General features: G+C 63.1%; 25 protein-coding genes and 1 pseudogene. 11 read left to right on the top strand and 15 right to left on the bottom strand.

Features of this window, described 5'->3' with window-relative positions:
* Nucleotides 1-654: 654 nt before the first annotated feature.
* The 4 genes from ACGLHS_RS32000 to ACGLHS_RS31985 are packed head-to-tail and all read right to left on the bottom strand — an operon-like array spanning nucleotide 655 to nucleotide 3,833.
* Entirely contained in the window at nucleotides 655-1,743 is a 1,089-nt protein-coding gene (locus tag ACGLHS_RS32000) for a hypothetical protein (protein ID WP_394485985.1), read from the bottom strand.
* Nucleotides 1,740-2,672 (bottom strand): DNA cytosine methyltransferase, encoded by a 933-nt coding sequence (locus tag ACGLHS_RS31995; RefSeq protein ID WP_394485984.1) that lies wholly within the window; start codon nucleotides 2,670-2,672, stop codon nucleotides 1,740-1,742. The genes ACGLHS_RS32000 and ACGLHS_RS31995 overlap by 4 nt, the downstream gene beginning before the upstream one ends.
* The gene (locus ACGLHS_RS31990; protein ID WP_394485981.1) at nucleotides 2,669-3,610 is read right to left on the bottom strand and encodes a hypothetical protein; all 942 of its coding nucleotides are present in this window, start codon (nucleotides 3,608-3,610) and stop codon (nucleotides 2,669-2,671) included. Before ACGLHS_RS31990 ends, ACGLHS_RS31995 begins: the two co-directional genes overlap by 4 nt.
* Nucleotides 3,611-3,635: 25 nt before the next feature.
* The gene (locus ACGLHS_RS31985; protein WP_394485978.1) at nucleotides 3,636-3,833 is read right to left on the bottom strand and encodes a hypothetical protein; all 198 of its coding nucleotides are present in this window, start codon (nucleotides 3,831-3,833) and stop codon (nucleotides 3,636-3,638) included.
* A gap of 670 nt (nucleotides 3,834-4,503) precedes the next feature.
* On the opposite strand from ACGLHS_RS31985, the gene ACGLHS_RS31980 reads away from it, so the two are divergent.
* The 4 genes from ACGLHS_RS31980 to ACGLHS_RS31965 all read left to right on the top strand — a co-directional run bounded on the left by ACGLHS_RS31980 (nucleotide 4,504) and on the right by ACGLHS_RS31965 (nucleotide 6,257).
* Complete coding sequence (locus ACGLHS_RS31980; protein WP_394485976.1) at nucleotides 4,504-4,746, top strand: hypothetical protein; 243 nt, start codon at nucleotides 4,504-4,506, stop codon at nucleotides 4,744-4,746.
* Complete coding sequence (locus tag ACGLHS_RS31975) at nucleotides 4,739-5,221, top strand: hypothetical protein (protein ID WP_394485974.1); 483 nt, start codon at nucleotides 4,739-4,741, stop codon at nucleotides 5,219-5,221. Before ACGLHS_RS31980 ends, ACGLHS_RS31975 begins: the two co-directional genes overlap by 8 nt.
* Nucleotides 5,218-5,508, top strand: coding sequence for a hypothetical protein (locus tag ACGLHS_RS31970; RefSeq protein ID WP_394485971.1), 291 nt, complete (start codon nucleotides 5,218-5,220; stop codon nucleotides 5,506-5,508). Before ACGLHS_RS31975 ends, ACGLHS_RS31970 begins: the two co-directional genes overlap by 4 nt.
* Nucleotides 5,509-5,969: 461 nt before the next feature.
* Nucleotides 5,970-6,257, top strand: coding sequence for a hypothetical protein (locus ACGLHS_RS31965; RefSeq protein WP_394485969.1), 288 nt, complete (start codon nucleotides 5,970-5,972; stop codon nucleotides 6,255-6,257).
* A 43-nt stretch (nucleotides 6,258-6,300) separates the two neighbouring features.
* Here the strand turns inward: ACGLHS_RS31965 and ACGLHS_RS31960 are convergent, their stop codons facing one another.
* The 9 genes from ACGLHS_RS31960 to ACGLHS_RS31920 all read right to left on the bottom strand — a co-directional run bounded on the left by ACGLHS_RS31960 (nucleotide 6,301) and on the right by ACGLHS_RS31920 (nucleotide 11,499).
* Nucleotides 6,301-7,383: a hypothetical protein gene (locus ACGLHS_RS31960; RefSeq protein WP_394485967.1), complete on the bottom strand. Its 1,083-nt coding sequence runs from the start codon at nucleotides 7,381-7,383 to the stop codon at nucleotides 6,301-6,303.
* Nucleotides 7,383-7,643, bottom strand: a complete 261-nt coding sequence (locus ACGLHS_RS31955) for a hypothetical protein (RefSeq protein WP_394485965.1) — start codon at nucleotides 7,641-7,643, stop codon at nucleotides 7,383-7,385. Before ACGLHS_RS31955 ends, ACGLHS_RS31960 begins: the two co-directional genes overlap by 1 nt.
* Nucleotides 7,636-7,866, bottom strand: coding sequence for a hypothetical protein (locus ACGLHS_RS31950; RefSeq protein ID WP_394485963.1), 231 nt, complete (start codon nucleotides 7,864-7,866; stop codon nucleotides 7,636-7,638). Before ACGLHS_RS31950 ends, ACGLHS_RS31955 begins: the two co-directional genes overlap by 8 nt.
* A gap of 2 nt (nucleotides 7,867-7,868) precedes the next feature.
* Nucleotides 7,869-8,078 carry a hypothetical protein gene (locus ACGLHS_RS31945; protein WP_394485961.1) on the bottom strand — a complete coding sequence of 70 codons (210 nt, stop codon included), beginning with the start codon at nucleotides 8,076-8,078 and terminating at the stop codon, nucleotides 7,869-7,871.
* Nucleotides 8,075-8,521, bottom strand: coding sequence for a hypothetical protein (locus ACGLHS_RS31940; RefSeq protein ID WP_394485959.1), 447 nt, complete (start codon nucleotides 8,519-8,521; stop codon nucleotides 8,075-8,077). Before ACGLHS_RS31940 ends, ACGLHS_RS31945 begins: the two co-directional genes overlap by 4 nt.
* Nucleotides 8,518-8,769 (bottom strand): hypothetical protein, encoded by a 252-nt coding sequence (locus ACGLHS_RS31935; protein WP_394485957.1) that lies wholly within the window; start codon nucleotides 8,767-8,769, stop codon nucleotides 8,518-8,520. The genes ACGLHS_RS31940 and ACGLHS_RS31935 overlap by 4 nt, the downstream gene beginning before the upstream one ends.
* Entirely contained in the window at nucleotides 8,766-9,365 is a 600-nt protein-coding gene (locus ACGLHS_RS31930) for a hypothetical protein (RefSeq protein ID WP_394485955.1), read from the bottom strand. The genes ACGLHS_RS31935 and ACGLHS_RS31930 overlap by 4 nt, the downstream gene beginning before the upstream one ends.
* A 695-nt stretch (nucleotides 9,366-10,060) precedes the next feature.
* On the bottom strand, nucleotides 10,061-11,224 hold the full coding sequence (locus ACGLHS_RS31925) for a zeta toxin family protein (protein WP_394485953.1): 1,164 nt from the start codon (nucleotides 11,222-11,224) through the stop codon (nucleotides 10,061-10,063).
* Nucleotides 11,225-11,226: 2 nt separating this feature from the next.
* Nucleotides 11,227-11,499, bottom strand: a complete 273-nt coding sequence (locus ACGLHS_RS31920) for a hypothetical protein (RefSeq protein WP_394485951.1) — start codon at nucleotides 11,497-11,499, stop codon at nucleotides 11,227-11,229.
* 278 nt (nucleotides 11,500-11,777) lie between these two features.
* Here ACGLHS_RS31920 and ACGLHS_RS31915 point away from each other — a divergent pair, with 278 nt between their 5' ends.
* Both ACGLHS_RS31915 and ACGLHS_RS31910 read left to right on the top strand, forming a co-directional pair.
* Nucleotides 11,778-12,059 carry a hypothetical protein gene (locus ACGLHS_RS31915; RefSeq protein WP_394485949.1) on the top strand — a complete coding sequence of 94 codons (282 nt, stop codon included), beginning with the start codon at nucleotides 11,778-11,780 and terminating at the stop codon, nucleotides 12,057-12,059.
* Nucleotides 12,060-12,230: 171 nt separating this feature from the next.
* On the top strand, nucleotides 12,231-12,884 hold the full coding sequence (locus ACGLHS_RS31910; protein ID WP_394485947.1) for a hypothetical protein: 654 nt from the start codon (nucleotides 12,231-12,233) through the stop codon (nucleotides 12,882-12,884).
* Nucleotides 12,885-13,005: 121 nt separating this feature from the next.
* On the opposite strand, the gene ACGLHS_RS31905 is transcribed toward ACGLHS_RS31910, so the two are convergent.
* Nucleotides 13,006-13,200 (bottom strand): hypothetical protein, encoded by a 195-nt coding sequence (locus tag ACGLHS_RS31905; protein WP_394485945.1) that lies wholly within the window; start codon nucleotides 13,198-13,200, stop codon nucleotides 13,006-13,008.
* Between the two features lie 27 nt (nucleotides 13,201-13,227).
* On the opposite strand from ACGLHS_RS31905, the gene ACGLHS_RS31900 reads away from it, so the two are divergent.
* From ACGLHS_RS31900 to ACGLHS_RS31880, 5 genes and pseudogenes are all read left to right on the top strand, one after another.
* Nucleotides 13,228-15,609, top strand: a complete 2,382-nt coding sequence (locus ACGLHS_RS31900) for a hybrid sensor histidine kinase/response regulator (RefSeq protein WP_394485943.1) — start codon at nucleotides 13,228-13,230, stop codon at nucleotides 15,607-15,609.
* A 166-nt stretch (nucleotides 15,610-15,775) separates the two neighbouring features.
* Nucleotides 15,776-16,069, top strand: a complete 294-nt coding sequence (locus ACGLHS_RS31895; RefSeq protein WP_394485940.1) for a hypothetical protein — start codon at nucleotides 15,776-15,778, stop codon at nucleotides 16,067-16,069.
* A 132-nt stretch (nucleotides 16,070-16,201) separates the two neighbouring features.
* Nucleotides 16,202-17,272, top strand: a pseudogene (locus tag ACGLHS_RS31890) (3-deoxy-7-phosphoheptulonate synthase); the annotation flags it as partial.
* A gap of 228 nt (nucleotides 17,273-17,500) precedes the next feature.
* Nucleotides 17,501-18,352 (top strand): MqnA/MqnD/SBP family protein, encoded by an 852-nt coding sequence (locus ACGLHS_RS31885; protein ID WP_394485938.1) that lies wholly within the window; start codon nucleotides 17,501-17,503, stop codon nucleotides 18,350-18,352.
* Between the two features lie 23 nt (nucleotides 18,353-18,375).
* Nucleotides 18,376-19,398, top strand: a complete 1,023-nt coding sequence (locus ACGLHS_RS31880; RefSeq protein ID WP_394485936.1) for a Bug family tripartite tricarboxylate transporter substrate binding protein — start codon at nucleotides 18,376-18,378, stop codon at nucleotides 19,396-19,398.
* A 111-nt stretch (nucleotides 19,399-19,509) separates the two neighbouring features.
* On the opposite strand, the gene ACGLHS_RS31875 is transcribed toward ACGLHS_RS31880, so the two are convergent.
* Nucleotides 19,510-20,361: a helix-turn-helix domain-containing protein gene (locus ACGLHS_RS31875; protein ID WP_394485933.1), complete on the bottom strand. Its 852-nt coding sequence runs from the start codon at nucleotides 20,359-20,361 to the stop codon at nucleotides 19,510-19,512.
* Nucleotides 20,362-20,458: the final 97 nt, after the last annotated feature.

Raw genomic sequence — 20,458 nt, 5'->3', positions numbered from 1 at the left:
CTGCTGTTTGGTGAGTCTGGGGTGCGAGGAACTGCGCTTGTGGGGCGTTGCTGGCGGTGGGGGTGTTGTGTGCGTTGGTGTCGGTCATGGTGGTGCCCTCGTTGGTGGTTGAGAAAATCTGCTGTTCGGAGCCGTCTGACGCATAAAGAGACCGGCCAGGCAGGGCAGAGGGGCACGCACTGAGGCCGCAGCCCGAGCGCAGCGGAGGGACCGGGGGAAGTGCGTGAGCGAAGCGGTACCCGGCGCCCTGACTGGCTGGGCTATGCGTCGAACCCAGACGGACCGGGCAGCAGATCAACCACGGGCGACCACGACCGATGCGAACTGCGTTTCACACAACATCCGCAGCGCGGGCAACGCCCGCCAGCCCGGAAGGGGTGGCGGTACACGCCGCGAGTGCGGCGCTGGTCAATGCCCTGCGAGTGCAGGGCAGCGGCCCGCCCTGCGGGCCGTCAACACCTGGGGCAACCGGCTTCGCGGAAGACGGCTTCGCCTGCTTGCGCGCCCTGCGCGCCTGGTCATGGGATGTGGTGCCGCATCGCCAGAGGCGGCGATGGTCGACCGGGAAAGGACCTGCACCGCCATTTGTGGCGGTGCTCGAGCGGAGGTACTTCATCGCCGCTTCCGGCGATGCCAGATCCGGGCGGTCTTTTTTCAGTCCAGGGCAAGCTCGATCTGTTCGCCGGCGTCTGAAGTGGGCGTGTCGTCGAGTGCGAGCGAGATAAGGCGCGCATCGAGCGCGTTGTCAGGACCGCGCAGCGAGTCCGACATTGCGAGAAACCGTTCTCTCTCGGAGCGACGAACAACGAAGTTGTCGTCGACGACGCCATTTACCAAGGCCCATTGATTCCACGAGAAGCTACGCCCGAGCCCGACGGTCGTGTTTGAACTGGGGAAACTGTCCGCGTTGCGGACCAGTTCCTCCCAGCTCGCGCCGAAGTGCAGTTCGTCGAAGCGGCTGTGTCGGCCGGTGAGAGCGTTGCGCTCCATGAACAGCGCGCGCTCGAAAAGCTCCGGGTATTCAGCGGCCAGCCAGTACAGCTCCCAGTGTTTGCTCGCCGGGCAATAGAAGCATGCCGACTTGATCGGCACCATGTCCGCGCCGAGAGCGAGGGCGATGGCTCGGACGCAATCGCGCCGAGTCCATCGCACGAGCTGGAGCGGATAGGCGTAGTCGAAATCCGCGTCAGCCATTTTCACGGCGCGCGAGCGCCGAAGGTCTGCTTTGCCGCAGTCGTACCCGATCAACTTTGTGATCCGCTGGCCCGAGGCCTGCGCGGCAAGCCATACGGGGTGTGGGGGCCGCGCACCCGGCCCGGATTTCGCACCCTTAAGAAACTGATCTTGAGGTATCTGCTTCCACTTGATGCTGCACGACTTCATTCCGAAGGCAAGCGATGGAAGCGTTTCATTCTTGATGCAGTTGCCGTAGAGGTCTGCGTACCCGGTCGAGGCCATCGGCACCTTCTTGCATACGTCGATGAGCGGCCATCCCCATTCGGCGAGGACAGCATTCATCTTTTCGACGTGAAGAAGCGTGATTTTCTTCTCCCCTCCAGTGTCGGCAAAGGTCAATACGTCAGGCCGTATTCCAGCCTCGTGAAGCGCGACAAGCATCGCGGTGGAGTCAACGCCAGCACCGAAGCAAATCGAAATGATTTTTCCGGCGAGGGCGGTGCGCAGCGCTTGCCGCTGTGCTTCGGATAGCACAGCGGCGCGAGAGGATGCGACGGCTGGCGTCATGCGGCCTGCCGCAGGGCGGTCAACAGATCGGCCATGACGGGCGGGCAAACACCGTTGCCAAGCAAGTGCATCGCCGCCCGTTTCACCTTCGGGAGGGCGTAGTCCTCGCGCATGCCCATGACAGCCTTGGCCTCGTGAATTTGAAGCATGCGCATGCGGTCGCCGTCGATGACTGCCCAGCGGTCAACAGTGGTCAACGACCCGATCGGACGATGAATGCTTCTGCCGGTCAGGCCGCTGCCCTTCGAGTAGTAGGGCGTGACGAACCGATCACCGAAAGCCGCACGACCAGCAGCAATCCGTCGGATGGTCGCCAGCTTGCGTTTCGGCGTGATGATGGGACTCCAGTTCGGGTAGTCCCAATCGATCACGTTGGCCACCGGCTGATGTTCGCGCTTTGGCAAACGAAGCTGGATCGGCGACTTGGACCGACTGCAAACCAGAAACAGCCGCTCGCGGTGCTGGGGCACGCCATGGTCGGCGGCATCGATGACGTGGCGGGCGATGGAGTAGCCGAGGCGGCGCATTGCGTCTTCCCATGCGGGGAACAGCACCCACTTCAGCATGGCGGGAACGTTCTCAGTTACACAGAACTCTGGCCGGTGGTACTCGGCGCATTGCACGACAGCCCACGCGGTGTTGCGGGTCATGTCGTGGTGCGGTCGATCCTTGCCGCGTGCTGGCGTGTGGCCCGTGCAGGATGGCGAAGCGATCTGGAGGTCGTGCGAAGGCACAAGGCCCCAGTCCTGCTGATTCACGTCTTGGCACGAGTGCTCGATGTCGGGATGATTGACCGCATGGAAGCGCACCGCGAGAGGTGAATGGTTCGCCGCCCACTTCACCCGGACACCGGCCAGCCGGGCGCCTTCGCTGGAGCCGCCGACACCAGCGAAAAGGTCGATGGCATCAAAGGTAGACAGGGCGCTCATGCCGTGGCTCCTTCGTCTTCGGTTTCGTCTTCAGGCCAGCCCTCTTCGTCGTCATCCGGCGCAGCACTGTCCGCTTCGTCGCTCGATGCGCGCGAGAAGCCAATGGCGTCGTCGTCGTAAAAGATGGTTTCGCCGGTCAGCACGGCGAGGTGTCCGCGAACGCGAACCACCAACCCGCGACGATCACCACGCTCGGTGCGGCCTTCATCCCATGCCTTGACTTGAGTCCGATAGCTGTAGGTCGGGCCGTTCCAATCAGCCATCGAGCAGAACGACCAGCCGCCGCATTCGCGATAGGTGCCGTGGCTCATGCCGCCGTCGTTGATGTACTCGCGCCCCTCGTGCATGAACACCGGCACGCTGGCGATGCCTTCATTGGATTCGGCGATCTTGTCGGCGCAGTAGGCATCGGCAAAGACAGACTCCAAGGCCTTCACGACACGGCGTTCATCCCGGAAGCTGGGCATGAAAAAGGAGTCGCGCCACGGGTAGTAATCGATTCCGATGTTGTCGGCTGCCCACTGGCGGACCAGCACAGAACCGAAGTCGGGCACGTACATCGCATGGATGGTCATCGACTTTTCGGCCAGCGTCTTGAACTCGGCACCCGGCACCGCGCACTCGCGTGCAATGCATGCTGCTTTGAAGGCTTCAATCAGCGAGGCCTCGGCGGTCACGTCTACGCGCCACAGGTGATAGGCCCCGGTGCGCTCGCACGTCGCCAGCATCTTGGCGTGCTCTTCCTTCGCGGCTTCAAGCGCGCCGCCGAACAGGATCGCCATCGCACCCGACAGCGCAGGCAGCACCAGCGCCGCGCGCTCGAAGATGGCATTGAATTCGGCGGTGGTGAACTGGGGGTCAAGCCAGCCACCGATCGGCAGCTCGGCATATGCAGGTTCCGCCATGTCGGCGAAGTCGAAACCGAATTGGTCGCTCATGTCTTGCTCCTGAAGTTGATCGATTTCAGGAGGCAAGCGCCGATGCAGGCGCAACCGACACGTTCCACCATTGCTGCCCGTCGAACGTCATTCCGATCCGGCTACCGTTCATCACGACAACCCGCGTTTCCATTGCTGCTGTTTGGTGAGTCTGGGGTGCGAGGAACCGCGCTTCGGAGGTGTTGCCTGTGCTGCGGATGCCGTGTGCGCTCGTGTCGGTCATGGTGGTGCCCTCGTTGGTGGTTGAGAAAATCTGCTGTTCGGAGCCGTCTGACGCATAAAGAGACCGGCAGGGCAGGGCAGAGGGGCACGCACTGAGGCCGCATGCCCGCAGCGCAGCGAAGGGACCGGGGGAAGTGCGTGAGCGAAGCGGTACCCGGCGCCCTGACAGGCCGGGCTATGCGTCGAACCAAGACGGACCGGACAGCAGATCAACCACAGGCGACTACGACCGATGCGAGCTGCGTTTCACACGGCATCCGCAGCACAGGCAACACCCGCCGCCCGAATGGGTGGCGGTACACGCCGCGGGTGCGGCGCTGGTTACTGCCCTGCGAGTGCAGGGCAGCGGCCCGCCCTGCGGGCCGTTAACACCTGGGCAACCGGCTTCGCGGAAGACGGCTTCGCCTGCTTGCGCGCCCTGCGCGCCTGGTTGGTGGTCTGCGGTACTGCATCGCCGAATCTGGCGATGGGGCCCTTGGGTTTGCATCGCCGTCTGAGGCGATGCGGTGTCTGGAGTGCAGGGAGGGGTGCCCGATCCCGCGTGACGACTGTTCGAGGCTGGCTAGCCCAGCCTCGCCAGAAATGACGATGCTGCAGTTTTTGGGACCACAATCACACTGACCAAAAACCCTCTTTTGGTTGTCGGCTGTGCTTTAAATGCATCGCCGGACATGGCGATGATTGGTACTTTGAAACAGGGAGCACAAATGCGAGCACGAGAAGCAATCCGCCGCGTGATGCGGCGATACCCGGTCTACCGATTGACGGTGCTGCTTGGCGGCGCCGTTGTGGCAATGAAGATGCAGGCCTGGGGAGGCGCGTTATTCATCCTGGCCGTTGCAGGCGCAGTCACGTACTTGAAGCTGAAGAAGACGGAAGCCCTCGAAGCGAAGGAGGGGGAGCGATATGTCTGAAATACCGGTACAGGCACTCAATAAATACCGGGATGTCGCTGCGCTCCTCCAAGAACGCCTCTGCGACATGTCGGATGCCGGCACCGAAGCGGCACTAAACCTTCTGTTGCGCATTTGCAAGGAGTCCGACGACGCTGAGTTCGTCGAGATCGTGGTGACGACTGAAAAGATCGCCGCGGCCAAGGTAGAGAAGCTTCTCCGCGCCCATGTCAACGTTCTGGTGGGCGTAAACGACGAACTCGATCACGATTCGGTCGACCCGGTAGTGCTCTGCTGGCTCGACGATCACGGGTACGTTGAGGTGGGTGCAGTTTCCCCGGAAGACGACATTCCAATGCGACAACGCATGACGGCGTACGCGAAGCGGTTGCTGCATGGCGGTATTGGGACCCGGGCGTTGCCACTGATGAAGCGCGCGGATGGCTCTTGGTCCTTCATAGTAGAACTTGGAGAGCCTTTCGGAGCGGCGCAATGATTCAATATTTCTTCGCAGCCTTCGCCACAGTGGCACTCATCGCGGGGCAGTTCATCATGCCGCCGTGCACGCCATGGAAATACCGTGTTCTGCTCTCTCAGTGGCCAGCCATTTACATCGGCGCAGCGGTGCTGTCGGTGGAGTTCTTCCCCACGGCATCGACGACGAAAGTAGCGCTCATCTGCGCGGTGGCGACGACGATGATGATTTGGTGGCTGCGCAATGCGTGGGAACTGCGCAAGGAGGTCTTGGCGGCGCGTGCGAGCGAGGCCGAGGGCAAGGCATGAACATTCGGAAAATACTGTGCATGCTGTTCTCGCATCAGTGGCGGGAAACAGGCCGGGACAAGCGCAGCGACGTTGACCTGGTGGAGTACACCTGCCGTCGGTGCAGTGAGCGCGAAACCAGAATGGAATGACGGAGCATGGCTGGTCGTTGGTATCCCGGTGTTGACGCGCAGCGCTTGGCGGCGCGTCAGGCCCGTCGCGAGGCGGAGGCACTGGCCATCGCCGCAGCAGCGCGGGCAACGCCGGCGAGCTGCTGGACCTGCAAAGGCGACATGCCGGAGGACATCGAGCCGGCGCAGTCGTGGTGGCCGTGCTGCACTGAAAAGTGCCACGTGGCCCGCGAGCTGGTGCTGGCCCGGCGCCAGGAAGTGCGCGAAGCGCGCCGGATGGGCTTGCCGGTGGCTGAATTCCGAGCGCATCGTGCGCGGAATCGGCCCCCCCCTACAGAGTGAAGGCGAAGCATGAACGATGCGACAACAGCTCGCCGGCAGATTGCCGGCGACAAGCCCTACGACATCGGTGGCGAGGCCTTCGCCGACGTGCCCGAGGGCTACGACGGCCCTTGCCGGATGACCTGCGAGGGTGCCAAAAGCCGTGATGAGGCGGTTTTCTCGACGTACGCGGAAGCCGCCATAGCGGCAACGCACGCCGTCGGCGTGAGTCTCGGCGGCTATCACACGGCCGAATTGACGACGGCGACTGCGGCGGAAGTCACACACCGCACCTGGCTGGACTGGCTCTGCGCCTAGGGGAGAGGGATCGGCATCGCCATGTGTGGCGATGCTGGCCAGCTCACAGGCCGCAAATCTCGCGCACCGCGTCGGCCAGGCCGAAGATGATGTCTTCGAGTTCGGCCAGGCCTTCCTCGCCGAGGCCGAGGCGGCGGACGATGGCGATTGCCCTCACGCCATCGACCAGCGCATAGCCGACGGCATCGAGGTATTCGATGTCACCGGACAGCACCAGCTCGGCGAACTGCATCGCCAGCGCCTCCAGCACCGTGGACTCGACATCGGTGAGGCCGCCGAAGTCCACGGGGTCGAAAAGCAAGGTTTGCACACCGGCGCCATGCGCCGGCCGATTGGCGATCTTCTGCTGCTTGTCGGCCCACCGCTCCATGTGCCCGATCCGAAACTGCATGTCGCGACCGGTGCGGCGTTCGGCGCGAGCCTGAACGTCCCATGCCATTGAATCGACCGAAGCAACGCGAGGGTGATGGACGAGCTGCGCGAGGGCGGTGCTCTTGACGCCGAACAGGTGGACTTTGCAGTGCGCAGGCAGGTACGCATCGAGCGCGGCCAGGATGGCCAGGATGCCATCCGGCCCATGCACCTCACGCCGGCAGACGGAACCGACGCCGACCAGCTCGGGCCAGTCGGTGAGGGGAAGCCATTGGGCACAGGTGATGTATTCGGCGGGGGTCCAGCCCTGGATCACCGGCATCGGGGCCTTTACGCCCCGATTTCGGGCCTCGGCGCGGCAACGGCCGAGCATGTTTGCAGTCGCAGCCATGCGAAGCAGGCGAAGAGGACGATCCGCCGCCACGGCGGGCTCCAGGCAGAAATCCATGGATGCCCACCATGCCCATGGATGGGCCTGCACCAGGTCGAGGTAGTCATCGACCGTCCAGCGATAGTCGCCGTACCGGACGGCGGCCACGAAGCCGGCCGAGTCGAGCGCGGCATCGAGGCCGGCGAACTGGATGGCATCGGGGAGGCGGAACGCCTTGAAATAGCCTTCGCGCTCGTGGCCACGCGGGTAGGTGCGGGCGAAGGCGTTAGCCGAGAAAAGCACCGGGTAGCCGCGCTCGCGCGCGGCGGCCACGAGCTGACCACCGGTGAGGGGCACGCCGACGCGGACTTGCACGGCGGCCATCAGTCTTTCGCCGGCGAGCCCGGCGCCTCCATACGAGCGGCCGTCAGGCCGGTGGTTTTCGCGTCGAGCACGTAGATCGCATCGCGCAGGCGGTTTGCGCGGTCGAGCCAGAACTGGCTTTTGTCATAGCAGCGCTCGGCTCGGGCCGAGGTCGAAGCCACGTTGCCGTCGGCGAGCCATTGGCTGCCGCGCGTCTCGGCGTCGAGAAGCTTGGCGTGAAGAGCGCTGCGGGAACGCCCGGCGTCGGTCGGCTTAGGCATAGTGGTTCCGAATGAGGAAGGCCACCAGGTCGATGCGCGTGCCTTCGCGGTACTTGCCGCCCTGCGGCCAGATGTACAGAAGCTGGCGGCCTTCGCGCACGAGCTCGCCGATCTGACGCTCGGCGGCAAGTTCGCGGCGCTCCATGCGTTCTAGATACCGGTCCTCGGCCGCCATGCGGCGGGCTTGGTTGCCGGCGAGCTGGCGATGAATGTCCAAGGTCATCATCACGCTCCTGCCGGAGAGCCCTGCAATGCCGCCTTGCGGGCGGCGATTGCGGCACGACGGGCGGCGCGCGCTTGCGCCCGCGTCTTGAATTGAAGGCCGAGCCACGATCCACAGAAGCGAATCACCCACATGGCCGTAGGCTGGCCGGTGAACTCGCGTTGCAGAGAGAAGCGCGGGTCGCGCAGGACAGTGAGGGCTTGTGCAGTCATGCTTTGTTCCCGTTGGCGATAGCGGTCGCCACGCGGCCAGCCACGCGCGGATCGACGATGAATTCGGCGCCGTGGCTCTCGGCCAGGTGCTTGGCAAGACGCACGTCCCGGTCGGCCACGAATTCGCATTCGTAGTGCATGCCGGCCAGCGTGATGCGGATCGAGTCGTAGGCCCGATTCGCGTTGTGCATGTGCGTGACCCATACGCGCTTCACCAGCTCGAAATCGGCGAGCACGACAACCGGTGTTGCCGGTTGCTCCACCCACGTCGCGGCGCGCTTTTCCACTTCGTCGAGACGGGCGTCGAGCACGCGCAACAACTGGCGCACCTGTTGAAGCTCTTCGGGCATGTTGTCGATGGCGACGGTGCGGCGCAGCTCGCCCACCTGGTTCACCATGGCAGTCACGGTCTTCCTGATGATGGGAAGGTGGGCATAGCTCATGATGCTTCGCTCCTGGTCGTGTTGGCGATGGCGAAGACCTCTGGAGCGCCGAACTTGCTGGCGTACCCGGTGGAGGACCAACCCCACATTGCTCGCGTCGCCACAATGCGCCACGGCGTGTGTTCGCGCGCCTCGGTGGTCGGCATGATGTCCCGCTTGTCGGCGAACAATGCCGCGAAAAACGCATCCTTCGTTACGACGGTCATGCCGGTCGGGACCAGTGGCCCCGGGGTGTGCTGCGTGCTCATGCGGCACCGCCTTCAGCACCGGCGCCAATGATGTCCCTGGCATCAAGCTCGACCACGAGCGATTCGCCATCCATGTCGAAATACAGGATCAGGTCAACGTCGTCTTGATTCTTCACGTAGAGCGTCCCGCTCGACTTCAGCAGCAATTGCAGGTGCTCGTCATCGATGTTTGCGCCCGTCACTTCGATGTCGTCTTCGGCATCGACGGTCTGGACCACGATGCCCCTACCGTTCAACTCCACGCCGTGATACTGGGCCACGCACTCCGCATCGATGCGCTCGCGATGGCCGTCGGAAAGGGCGTCCGTGCTGTGATCGAACGCAATATCGAGGTCTGCCCATTCCACGCTTCGCGAACCCAGGCCGAGGCCTTCACTGGCGCGCGCGTACGCCGTGAAAAGCGACTCTGCACACCGCAGCGCGGAAACGATCTGAGCGTTGTCATAGACCCGCCCGCCCCAGTTGAAACCGAACCCCGTTGCCATCGTCCCCGTGGCTTTCTCCATGCCTGCTGTTTGGTGAGTCTGGGGTGCGAGGAACTGCGCTTGTGGGGCGTTGCTGGCGGTGGGGGTGTTGTGTGCGTTGGTGTCGGTCATGGTGGTGCCCTCGTTGGTGGTTGAGAAAATCTGCTGTTCGGAGCCGTCTGACGCATAAAGAGACCGGCCAGGCAGGGCAGAGGGGCACGCACTGAGGCCGCAGCCCGAGCGCAGCGGAGGGACCGGGGGAAGTGCGTGAGCGAAGCGGTACCCGGCGCCCTGACTGGCTGGGCTATGCGTCGAACCCAGACGGACCGGACAGCAGATCAACCACGGGCGACCACGACCGATGCGAACTGCGTTTCACACAACATCCGCAGCGCGGGCAACGCCCGCCAGCCCGGAAGGGGTGGCGGTACACGCCGCGAGTGCGGCGCTGGTCAATGCCCTGCGAGTGCAGGGCAGCGGCCCGCCCTGCGGGCCGTCAACACCTGGGGCAACCGGCTTCGCGGAAGACGGCTTCGCCTGCTTGCGCGCCCTGCGCGCCTGGTCATGGGATGTGGTGCCGCATCGCCAGAGGCGGCGATGGTCGACGGCCTGCGGTGATGGATGTCGATGTGCTGGCGAAAGCCAGCGTCCCGCTTATCCACGGCCGGACCTGTGGGCAACACGCCGCAACCTCGCGGATTGCACGAGGTGGGTTGTCCACGGGCGCCGCGCAGCGGCGGGCGGTGGGAAAGCGGGAAAAGGTGGCCCCTCGCCGGTTTCGCAGGTGCTGCAGCACCGTCAGAAACGGCGATGCAAGATCCAGCGCGTCAGCGCTCCGGTTCGCGCTGCTTGGTCGGCGCGGGACGTTCCTGGGTGATGTCGCGCTGCGCCGGGTAGTGCCCGGCCTGCACGCGCTCCGCGATCTGCTCGCGGGCGGTGGCCTTCACGGCATCGAGCTGGGCCGCAGGGACGCCTTGGCGTCGCGCGTGCTGCTCGATCTGCTCCAGCGCGGCATAGGCCAGGGCGAGGCGTGGGTGCTTGGCCACGGCAAGTTCTGGCGGCTCCGAGCGGAACGCTGCGGAGGCCTCGGCGTCGCGCTCCTTGAGCGCTGCGCGATCGCGCTCGATCGCGGCGCCGGCGCGCAGCTCGCGCACCTGGTTCATTTCGTCGGCGGTCGCATTGCGGCCGTGACGCTGTTGCAGCGCGTCGATGCGATCGAAGCCTGCGACGTGAGCATCCCACTCCTTGGCCGACAGAGGGCGATCGCGTTCGCCCTCGATCGCCTGGCGGGCGCCCGGAGGGTGCTGCCAAGCGCCGTCGACGGCCGTATTGCTGTAGATCTGCTCGGCGCCGCGGCGGTCGACGCGCAGCCGGTCGACCAGCTGCTCGGTTTCGATCTTCTCCACGGTGCGCAGGACGCCGGAAACGGCGGCATCGTGCACGTCCTTGGGCGTCATCCGCCCGACGCCGGCATCGGCCTTCTGCTGCTCGTAGCGGCCGAGGACGCCTTGCCAGCTCGCCCGCTCATGCACGGCAATGACGCGGGCCTCGATGAAGTAGCCGGCTTCCTTGTATTCGGCGAATTTCGCTGCGGCGTTCTCGGGCGTTTTCATCGTGCCTTCGAGCAGGACGTTGTAGCGCTCTTCCCGCGCGAAACGTTCCGCCTTCTCGGCCCATGCCGAGGCGTCAGCGTGCGTGAAGTCGGCCGCCGTGCGGTCGTCAGCGCGCATCAGTTCGTCGTGCTTGGGATGGAATTTCCGCAGGTCATCGGCGGAAATCTCCATCACACCGCCATGGGACTCGAGATCGAGTTTCACGGAGTCGATCGACCGGCTCTTGCCGGCGCCAGGCTGGCCGCCGACCATCACCATGGTCGGCTCGGCCTGCGCCTGGAGGTCACCGCTGGCAGTGGCCATCAGGTACGGGCGGATGTCCTGCTGGAAGATTCGTTCGTTGTCGGCCTCGGAAAGGCGGTGCTCCTGGCGGTCCATCGTCAGGCTCCGGCGCCCTGGGCGCGGCGGTGGGCGGCGATCAGCTCGGCGTACTTGCTGCGCGCGATCGCGACGGAGGCGTGATCGGCGGCGCGGAGTGCGTGGCGCTCGCGTGCTGCGGCATACAAGGCGCGCTGCAACTCTTCGAGCCGGGCCGGATCGGCGCCGGCGTTGTCGCGCTCGGCCCGAATCAGGGATTGGACGATGCCTTCCCACACGCCGATGACGCCGCGCACCGCGTCGAGCTGCAAGTCTTCTTCGTCGATCTGATTCATGGTGCCCCCTTGGATGTCCGTTTGCGCCGGTATTTTGACGCGAGTCCGGCCGCGCAGCGGTAGGCGAGTGCCCCGAGGGCCATAGGCCCGCACGAAAGCGATGTAGGCCCGAAGGGGGCGAGACTAGGAGGCTTGCCGACGAAGGCTCGATCCAAGCCCGAAGGGCGCCGGACCAGCGTAGCGTCCCTCGTTTTCGAGAGAAAACGGGGGTGAGACAATGGATTCGCATGTGGGCTGTACCACTGCAAAATCGAAAAAGCTGATCGCCTGCGAGCGAAATGGAGAAGCGTTTGACGGTGCAAAAAGCTACCCCTGTGCAATGCGCGCCACAGGAAATCTTGGTTCCCAAAGTGCGCGTCGGCGTGGTCAAGGAAGCCCTGATTCGGCAACACGAAGGCGGCACCTTCACCCTCACGATCCGGCTGGCCAGGCAGGAGCCAGTGACCCTCGCATCCCGTCGGACACCCGATCAACCCCGTCATTTCAAGCACGCGGAAACGGCCCTCAAGACCGGACGCGAGCTGTTCGGCATTCGAGAGTTCATCGTGACCTTGAGCTAGGTTCATCTGCCGGCAAGCATGTAACGCGATAGACGAATTCGAGGGAAAAACCACATAAAGCGCATGATCTGCGCATTCCAAAATCGGCGTTTTGGTTGACCTCTGAAGCTGTGGACCGGTACGATCACGGTCGTCGCTGCCACCTCTAGCAGCATTCCACGGGAGCTTCAAGTGAAATCATTCCATCGAGTCATCGTCCGGGCTGCGGCCCGTCTCGGGGGCCTCGCGGCCTTCACGCTGCTGGTCGCGCCGGCAGCGCACGCGCAGTTCTATTCCGGCGCCGACTACGGTTGCAAAGTGCTGCTGTGCCTCTCGAATCCGATGGGGCCGCAGGCCGTGCAGGACTGCGTTGCTCCGATCAACCAGCTCAAGAAGGACCTCTCCGACGGAAAGCCCTTCCCGCACTGCGAGACGGCCGGCAGCGCGTATGCGCAGCCTGGCAATGCGTGGTTCGATGATTGCCCAGAGGGCACGAGCGCGCTTGAGGCCGGCGTGCCGGCCATGATCGGCACCGCCGAGCAAGTTGCAGCGCAGGGGAATCAGCCGCAGTTCGGAGCCAACGGAGGCGGCGAGACGATTTACACGGGCATCGGCAGCGGGAACGACGACAGTGGCGGGTTCATGCGGCCGTCGACGCGGAAGGTGTGCGTCGGCAAGCTGCTCGGGACAAAGACCATCATCACCGGAGGCGGCGGCATCGACAGCGGCTACGAAAAGACGACGGTGAACGTCTACGACCACATCGGGTTGTTCGATCCTGCCCAGTCACCCCGGTACATCGACGTCATCATGGATCAGAAGCTCTACCGCCGCGTGCGGTGGTGAGCGACTGGCGAGCATGAGCCGCCAGGCACGGTAGGTGCAAAGAAAAGGGCCGCAGCGATGCGGCCCTTTTTTTTCGTGCGCAGCGGGCGCACATAATTCGTGCGCTGGCGGAGCCTGAATATCAATCCTCCTCATCGTCAACCATGGCCGACACATCGGGGTAACCGGTCTTGTTGGCGGAATCCACGAGTTTGATGGCGCTCGACTCCTTGCGAACGTTGACGATGGGATCATCCGAATCCCCGTCGAACACGTTGAAGGTCGTCTTACCGTCGGCACCGGTCACTGGCTTGAAGTGCCAAGGCGAAATTTTCATTGGTTGCCTCATCGCAAGGTTTCTGTCTTGAGTAAATTGATCCAATCGCTACCCGCGCTCAGTACCACAAGGCTTGAATTGCATTCATTGAAGCGAAGCGCATCACGACGGAGGGCAGGCATTATCAGGTTGCTGATGTGCGTCGCGGTCGGCCTGCTCATGCTATTTTCCGCCAGTTCCTCGAAGGCACAGAGTGACCCGGTTTTCATGCCGCATGGCAATGAGCGTCAAGACCTGGGGCCTTTCATGTGGGTGGCCAACGATCCGGCCGGAACTCTCAGTGTGGACGACGTAGCGGCAGGGCGACTCACGACATTCCGCTTGTTGCAGTCAGTGAAGTGGACTGGCATCAAACGCGACGTGTATTGGGTGAAGATCAAGGTTGATTTGCGAGCCTACAAAGAGGCCAATTCGTTCTTGATGTTCGAGCATCAGCCCGTGGCACGGTTCGATCTGTTCTACCCCAAGCCCGAAGGTGGCTTCGGTGTGTCAACGATCGCAACCAGTCAATCCGGTAGCGAGCGGCGCTTGTCAATGCAAGCGCTGGCCTTGCGCTTACCAACACCCGCAGAGCCAACAACGGTCTACCTGCGCATCGAGCAGAGGGCGCAGCCCGTGCTCCTTGATCTCTCGTGGATCTCGAATGTCGAGGCCATCGAGGAAGTTGGCCACAGACAACTGATTCAAGGCGCGTTGTTCGGTGCGTTCCTTGTGCTGGTCCTGCATAACCTTTTCGTGCTCACGAAAACCGGGGAGTTCGCGCATCTCTACTACGCGATGTACCTTGTTTGCTTCATGACGCTCATCTGTGTGCTAACCGGCATATGGACGAAGATTGGCTTTCTTGAATCCTCCGCCCGTTTAATCGCGAGCGTCAATGCAGGCGTGATCGGATTCGGACTGACATTCATGCGCAGACTGTTCAGGTTCGACCTCAATGCACCGCGGCTCGATAAAGCGGCCCAACTTCTCGTTTGGTCCGCCATCGGGGTGGCTGTGGCCGCGGTGAGTGGATTTGAATCGCTCGGATACATGGCATCTGCGCTACTGGTACCCGCGACGCTAACTGTGATTTTGTTGGGCAGCGTCACGCGCTTGAGGCAGGGCTACGAACCAGCGATATTTACCTTGATCGGCATATCGGTTCACATGGCGGTGTCCACGCTCTACATCTTGCAGTTTCTGAAGGTGCTGCCAGGCTCCTTCAGCTTCCTTTGGTTGGAACTATCGGCCGTTTGGGAAGCGATGTTGTTCTCGTTCGCTCTGGCCCATCGTTTGAAGGTTGCAGAAAATGCAAGCAAACGGGCGGTACTGGACCGCGAGGTTGCCGTCAGACATAAAGAATTCTTCCTCGGAATGGTCAGCCACGAGCTGCGCTCGCCCCTGCAAAGCATCGTCTCCGCGCTCGATGTGCTGGAAAGCAAACGGGCCTCGCCAGAGCAGGCCGAAGTGATGAAGCGCATTCGCCGGTCGGCGAACGAGCTGGCTGTGCAGTTGCGCGACATGTTGACCTTGGCTCGGGGTCAGACAGGACGCATGGAGCTGCGGCCGGAGGTCTTCGAGGCCTGCGAGCTGGTGCAAGAGTCAGTCGAGAGCATGGGGCGAGAGGCGGAGGCCAAAGGCCTGACGTTCAGCGTCGTCACGCCGACAGAGCCGCTATTTCTTGTGGCCGATGGCGTGCGGATCGGGCAGCTCGTGCACAACCTGGTCAGCAATGCGGTGAAGTACACCGAGCACGGTAGTGTGTCGGTGACGTTGAAGACCTGTCCCAACGGGACGGACGAATTCCGCATCGTCGTTGCAGACACTGGACCTGGCCTGCCGGAATCGGCCGCGACGACAGTCACGCAGGGACTGCAAGCAGAGCCTGTTCTGTTCGGTGAGCGCCGAGGCATTGGCTTGGCGGTCGTTCGCGCGCTGATGATGCAACTCGAAGGAAACGTGGAGGTGTCGCCGACACCTGGGGGCGGCACGACCTTCGAGCTGGTGGTGCCGGCAGCGCGAGCCGAGGACCGTCCGCCAGTCGCCGGGGCAGGGGAGGGCAGGATTCTGGTCGTCGACGACCGGCCCGAGCTGCTGACGGGCTTCGCGCAGGTCTGCGCGGAGCTGGGCTTGATCTGCGACACAGCCCCGTCGGCCGCCATGGCGCTCAATCTGCTTGCTGCTCACGCATACGGCGCGGTGTTGATCGACCTCGATATGCCCCACAAGACAGGGGCGCAGATGGCCACCGAGGTCCGGGCGTCGGGCGTGAACGCCGGCGCCCGCCTGGTGGCCATGACAGCCGGGCATGGGGCCAGTGACGCGGAGCTTAGGGTGTTCGATTCCGTTCTCGAAAAGCCTGTCGGGAGGGAGCAGTTGGCATCCCTGATGCAGGTGCAGCCCAGAGGGCAAGTGCCCGTGTCCTGAGCGAGCCGGCAAGTCAAACCGGCATACACGCACAAAGTGCGTGTGACAAGCAAATTACGCGCTGTTATGAGTTGTAATTTGTTAATCGAAGGCGCATACTACGCTTGTGATGAGCGTTTTATGCGCTTTTTGTTTGTCTGTCACACGTTCTCAGGAAGGGACTTTTATGAAGAAATCGACTTTCGTGCTTGCGATTCTTGCAGTGGCCTGCGGCGCCGCGTCGGCAGCGGACCTGACGAAGCTGGCCCCGGTGAAGGCGTTCTACGCCGACACCAGCCACTGCATGTACATGGTGGACAACCCGGCCGAAGTGGCCGACAGCGTGAGCCAGAAGTATGCGAAGGCCTCGGAAGCGGCCATCGCAGCCATGCAGAAGGCTGACCCCTCGCTGCCGCTGGACAAGGCCCTGCTGGCCCTGCGCAAGGGCTGCAACGGCACGTTGCAGGCCGCAGCGAAGTGATGCGGGTCGCGTGGCCCGCAGCACTGTGGGGCACGTCGACCGATGTCCACCAATGACTTTTCTTTAAACAGCTTGACCTTTTGAAGCCCGTGGCGATCGCCAGCGGGCTTTTTTTTTACTTTTTCACCCCCCATGCCCAAACTCAACACTCTCGCCCGCAACGCGGAGGCCTCGGATGTCCGAGAGCTGCCGGCCCCGCAGGAAGTGATCCGGTTCTACCCCGTCGCCGGCACTCCGGTCGAAGCGTTGGTGCTCAGGACGCGCAAGACCATCCACCAAATTCTCGACGGTGCCGATGACCGGCTTCTCGTGGTGATGGGGCCTTGCTCCATCCACGATCCCAAGGCAGCGCTGGACTACGCCAAGAAGCTGGCAGCGCAGCGCGCTCGGTACGCTGATTCGCTCGAAATCGTGATGCGCGTGTACTTCGAGAAGCCACGCACGACCGTCGGCTGGAAAGGGCTCATCAACGATCCCTATCTCGACCAGAGCTTCCGCATCAAGGAAGGCCTGCGCATTGCGCGCCAGGTGCTGATCGACATCAACAACCTGGGCCTGCCGGCAGGCAGTGAATTCCTCGACGTGATTTCACCGCAGTACATCGGCGACCTCATTTCGTGGGGCGCGATCGGGGCGCGCACCACGGAGAGCCAGGTGCATCGCGAGCTGGCCTCGGGACTGTCGGCACCGATCGGCTTCAAGAACGGCACCGACGGCAACATCCGCATCGCGGTCGACGCGATCCAGGCCGCAGCGCGCGGCCACCACTTCATGTCGGTGCATAAGAACGGCCATGTAGCGATCGTGGAGACGACGGGCAACCCGGATTGCCATGTGATTCTGCGAGGCGGGACGACGCCGAACTACGACGCAAAGAGCGTCGAGTTGGCGTGCCTGGGCCTCGAAGAGGCCGGGATGCGCGGATCGCTCATGGTCGATTGCAGCCATGCCAACAGCGCGAAGAAGCACGACAGGCAGATCGTGGTGGCGGGCGACATCGCCGAGCAGGTAGCAGGCGGCTCGAGCCGGGTTTTCGGCGTGATGGTCGAAAGCCACCTGCAGGAGGGTGCGCAGCGCTTCACGCCGGGCAAGGACCGGGCTTGTGACCTCGAATATGGGCAGAGCATCACCGATGCGTGCCTTGGATGGGATGACTCCGTGCAGGTCCTCGAAACGCTGTCGCAAGCGGTGAAGCAACGCCGGCGTGAACGGTCGAAAGGCGTGCCCGTGCACGTTCGCATGATGCAGGGCAGCGAGGTGTACAGCGTTGCATCGACATCGCCAGATGCGGCGTTTGTGGATCTCGTCGATGCGCCGGTGGCGCAGTTGGCCGCGCCGCCCGTGGGAGTGGACCTCCACGCAACGGGCTGGCAAAGCCACGCGGACTTTGCCCCGCTGGCCTGAGTCACTTTCCACGTCTGGAGAACCATCATGCGTAGCTCTACCTCATTTACGTCGAGCGCGACCGGCAATGCTGGCGCGCTCGACCTCAACGTGGGTTTCTTTCCGAGCGTGCCCTGGATACCGAACTACGGCGACAGGGCGACATGGCCAGTGAACCTGGTGCGCTGCGAATCCAGCGGCGTGCGTGGGCTGATCGAGCGCGGCCAGCTCGACGTGACGCCCATGGCGATCCCTGACTGGTTCGAGCTGGAGGGGCGCTGGAAGCGGCTGGCGAACTTGGGGATTTCATTCCGAGGCCTTGCCGGCAGCGTCGTCTTTTTCTCGAATGAACCGATGTCGCAACTCGATGGCGTTGACATCGATGTCTGCTACGAGACGACGACTTCGGTGCGTGTCTTGCAGGCCATCATGAAGAAGAAGTACGGCCTGCGCATCGGGCGGTGGAGCCGCAACCTCGATGTCGACAACGCGACGACACCGCGCCTGTTGATTCAGGACCAGGCCGTCGAGGAAAGGAAGCGCGGGCGCTTCCGCTACGAGTACGACCTGGGACGCGAATGGTTCGGGTGGATCGGTACGCCGATCGTCTCGGCTGTGTGGGCCTATCGGGCCGACCTCGATCCGTCAGCCGTAGCAGTCCTCGAAGGGCTGCTGAAGGCTTCGATGGAGCGCTATCGCATGGACCCGTTGGCGGCCATCGGCGCACGCCATGCGGAGCATGGCTTGCCGGCGTCGATCGAGGAAATCAAGGTGCTGCACCAGAACTTTGAGTACGCATTGAGCGATGAAGCCGAGCTTGGCATCACGCGCATGCGCGAGTTGCTTGAGCCAAGGATCGAGGGTTTCGAGGTTCGGCAGGAAGCGGCTATCCCGCTGTGAATTTCAACCAGGGAGTCAACATCATGAACATCAGCAAACGTCGTCTGCTTCAATCCGCCGCGGCCTTGTCATTGCCCGGGGCAGCACTCAAAGCGCTCGCTGCCGGCGCGTCGGGTGCGAGCACGGGCATCAATTCCGGGGCATGGCCTACAAAGCCGATTCGCCTTCTCGTCGGCTTTCCTCGGGAGTCGGCGCCAGACATCGCGGCGCGCACGATCGCTGCCCCGTTGTCCGCTTCGCTCGGACAGCAGGTTTTCGTTGAAAACAAGCCCGGTGCGAGCGGGAACATTGCGGCGGACGAGGTTGCCAAGTCCCGCGACGACCACACGATCGGCGTGCTCATCAATGGCAACATGACGATCGCGAAGCTTCTCAACCCAGCGATGCCCTTCGACCCCGAGACGGACTTCGCACCGGTCGGCCTTATCGGCACCACGCCGTTGGTGTTCGTCACGTCCTCGCGGGCTACGGGCAGCTCACCGCAGGAAGTGCTTCAGTGGATTCGCCAGATCAGTTCTGACGGGCGATACGGGACGCCAGGAAGTGGGACCGTGGGGCACCTCGGCATGGAGCTGCTGAAGATGCACGCAATGCAGGCAGGCATCTTCGCAAAGCACCAGCCCTTCGGCAGTAATCCGCAAGTCCTTGAAGCGCTGCTTGCCTCCAAGATCGATATGGCTCTGCTGCCGCCAGGACTTGTGCTGCCGCATTTGCGCAGCGGCAAGCTCAAGCTTGTCGGCGTTACGTCCCCGGAGCGAAGCCCCCTCGCGGAGAACCTTCCGACATTGCGCGAAGCCGGTGTTTACGGGGCCGAAACTGAGATTTGGACAGCCCTCGCGGGGCCCGCGACGATGGGGGATGCCGTGTCCACCAAGCTCAATGCTGCCCTCACGAAGGTCCTTCAGTCGCCAGCGGTGGCGGAGACGTTCATCAAGAGTGGCTGGCAGCCGCGAGCTGGGGCACCGGTCGACCTCGCAAGGCGCATCCGCAAAGACACGGCCAAGCTCGGCGGAGTGATCGCTGTCCGAGGCATCAAGGAAGGTTGACCCGGCCCCAGACTTAATTTTCCTGCTGGGGCGCACTCCCCTCCCTCCCGACCAGCTCCAGCAGTTTTGCGGCCTCTTCCCAGAGGCCGTTTTTTTTCCGGTGGCGGACGGCTATGCCGCTGTGAATGACGTGGCCAGCGCAGCCGAAATGATCGGCAGCGGCGCTGGCTTCTCGAAGAACTTCAAGCGGTACTTTGCCATCGCCGTGGCAATTTCCGCTTCATCAGCGATGCCATTGCGCATCTGCCCAGTGAGCACAACGATAGGGCAGTGCGCGTCACGCGCGCGGATCGCTGCCACCAGATCACGCACCGTGTCTTGGATCGAGTCCTTCACGATGATCCAGTCGAGCACGTAGCCATCAAATTCGCCGGCTGCGGCCGACGTGGTAATGCGATCCAAGTTGGTGAAGGCGACAGGATCGAACCCAGCGGTCTTGAGGTAAGCAACGATCAGTTGCGCACTCTCTGGGTGGTCGTCGAGAACAGCGATTCGGCGGCTGGTGGCCGATGACGGCTCGACGAGAAGACGCTTGATGTCGTAGGCCTGCGTGGCCAGGTTCGGCTCGGCCGGGAGCACGAACCAGTCGGCGTCGACCTTTGTGAGCACCAACGCGCCGAGACGTGGCTTGTGAACTGCTGGTCCCCTTGCGACGCGACAAGGCGTGCTGGTGGTTCCTGTGACGAGCGTCGCGTCTTCCATTTCATCGTGCTGGCCGAGCGATACCAGCTCAGTCAGCGTCTCGCCGTAGTGCTCGGCGAGGGTGCGCAGCTCTTCCAACTCCCAGGTGGCTCTCGTCGTCAGGCGTCTGTTTCCTTGCGAGTAGGACAGCCCAAGGACATCAGTAACCACGGCGGAATGCTTGTTCCGGGGCACGCCGTGGCGCTCAAGGAGCGCGCGGACGCATTTGGCGGCCAGTGTGGTTTCTGCGCCTTGTTCCTGTTGCTGATTGTTGTCACTCATGTCGTTTTATGCGTGTTGTGCGCACTTTTTGCGCTTTTCTGTGTTGTTAAGAAAAGTAGCATGGCGCATACTTCGCTTGTGATGCGCGTTTTATGCG

It is taken from the genome of Variovorax sp. VaC1 (assembly GCF_043658315.1).
Taxonomy (GTDB): domain Bacteria; phylum Pseudomonadota; class Gammaproteobacteria; order Burkholderiales; family Burkholderiaceae_C; genus Variovorax.
Note: the sequence above shows the minus strand (reverse complement) of the source record. Positions and strands in the feature narration are given on the sequence as shown.

Excerpts from the sequence above, each read along its gene's own strand:
- ACGLHS_RS31970 (WP_394485971.1), top strand. The coding sequence starts at position 5,218 with ATGATTCAATATTTCTTCGCAGCCTTCGCCACAGTGGCACTCATCGCG.
- ACGLHS_RS31965 (WP_394485969.1), top strand. The coding sequence starts at position 5,970 with ATGAACGATGCGACAACAGCTCGCCGGCAGATTGCCGGCGACAAGCCC.
- ACGLHS_RS31930 (WP_394485955.1), bottom strand. The coding sequence starts at position 9,365 with ATGACCGACACCAACGCACACAACACCCCCACCGCCAGCAACGCCCCA.
- ACGLHS_RS31925 (WP_394485953.1), bottom strand. The coding sequence starts at position 11,224 with ATGGACCGCCAGGAGCACCGCCTTTCCGAGGCCGACAACGAACGAATC.
- ACGLHS_RS31980 (WP_394485976.1), top strand. The coding sequence starts at position 4,504 with ATGGCGATGATTGGTACTTTGAAACAGGGAGCACAAATGCGAGCACGA.
- ACGLHS_RS31935 (WP_394485957.1), bottom strand. The coding sequence starts at position 8,769 with ATGAGCACGCAGCACACCCCGGGGCCACTGGTCCCGACCGGCATGACC.
- ACGLHS_RS31905 (WP_394485945.1), bottom strand. The coding sequence starts at position 13,200 with ATGAAAATTTCGCCTTGGCACTTCAAGCCAGTGACCGGTGCCGACGGT.
- ACGLHS_RS31895 (WP_394485940.1), top strand. The coding sequence starts at position 15,776 with ATGAAGAAATCGACTTTCGTGCTTGCGATTCTTGCAGTGGCCTGCGGC.
- ACGLHS_RS31920 (WP_394485951.1), bottom strand. The coding sequence starts at position 11,499 with ATGAATCAGATCGACGAAGAAGACTTGCAGCTCGACGCGGTGCGCGGC.
- ACGLHS_RS31875 (WP_394485933.1), bottom strand. The coding sequence starts at position 20,361 with ATGAGTGACAACAATCAGCAACAGGAACAAGGCGCAGAAACCACACTG.
- ACGLHS_RS31960 (WP_394485967.1), bottom strand. The coding sequence starts at position 7,383 with ATGGCCGCCGTGCAAGTCCGCGTCGGCGTGCCCCTCACCGGTGGTCAG.
- ACGLHS_RS31985 (WP_394485978.1), bottom strand. The coding sequence starts at position 3,833 with ATGACCGACACGAGCGCACACGGCATCCGCAGCACAGGCAACACCTCC.
- ACGLHS_RS31955 (WP_394485965.1), bottom strand. The coding sequence starts at position 7,643 with ATGCCTAAGCCGACCGACGCCGGGCGTTCCCGCAGCGCTCTTCACGCC.
- ACGLHS_RS31975 (WP_394485974.1), top strand. The coding sequence starts at position 4,739 with ATGTCTGAAATACCGGTACAGGCACTCAATAAATACCGGGATGTCGCT.
- ACGLHS_RS31945 (WP_394485961.1), bottom strand. The coding sequence starts at position 8,078 with ATGACTGCACAAGCCCTCACTGTCCTGCGCGACCCGCGCTTCTCTCTG.
- ACGLHS_RS31950 (WP_394485963.1), bottom strand. The coding sequence starts at position 7,866 with ATGACCTTGGACATTCATCGCCAGCTCGCCGGCAACCAAGCCCGCCGC.
- ACGLHS_RS31885 (WP_394485938.1), top strand. The coding sequence starts at position 17,501 with ATGCGTAGCTCTACCTCATTTACGTCGAGCGCGACCGGCAATGCTGGC.
- ACGLHS_RS31915 (WP_394485949.1), top strand. The coding sequence starts at position 11,778 with ATGGAGAAGCGTTTGACGGTGCAAAAAGCTACCCCTGTGCAATGCGCG.
- ACGLHS_RS31880 (WP_394485936.1), top strand. The coding sequence starts at position 18,376 with ATGAACATCAGCAAACGTCGTCTGCTTCAATCCGCCGCGGCCTTGTCA.
- ACGLHS_RS31940 (WP_394485959.1), bottom strand. The coding sequence starts at position 8,521 with ATGAGCTATGCCCACCTTCCCATCATCAGGAAGACCGTGACTGCCATG.
- ACGLHS_RS32000 (WP_394485985.1), bottom strand. The coding sequence starts at position 1,743 with ATGACGCCAGCCGTCGCATCCTCTCGCGCCGCTGTGCTATCCGAAGCA.
- ACGLHS_RS31990 (WP_394485981.1), bottom strand. The coding sequence starts at position 3,610 with ATGAGCGACCAATTCGGTTTCGACTTCGCCGACATGGCGGAACCTGCA.
- ACGLHS_RS31995 (WP_394485984.1), bottom strand. The coding sequence starts at position 2,672 with ATGAGCGCCCTGTCTACCTTTGATGCCATCGACCTTTTCGCTGGTGTC.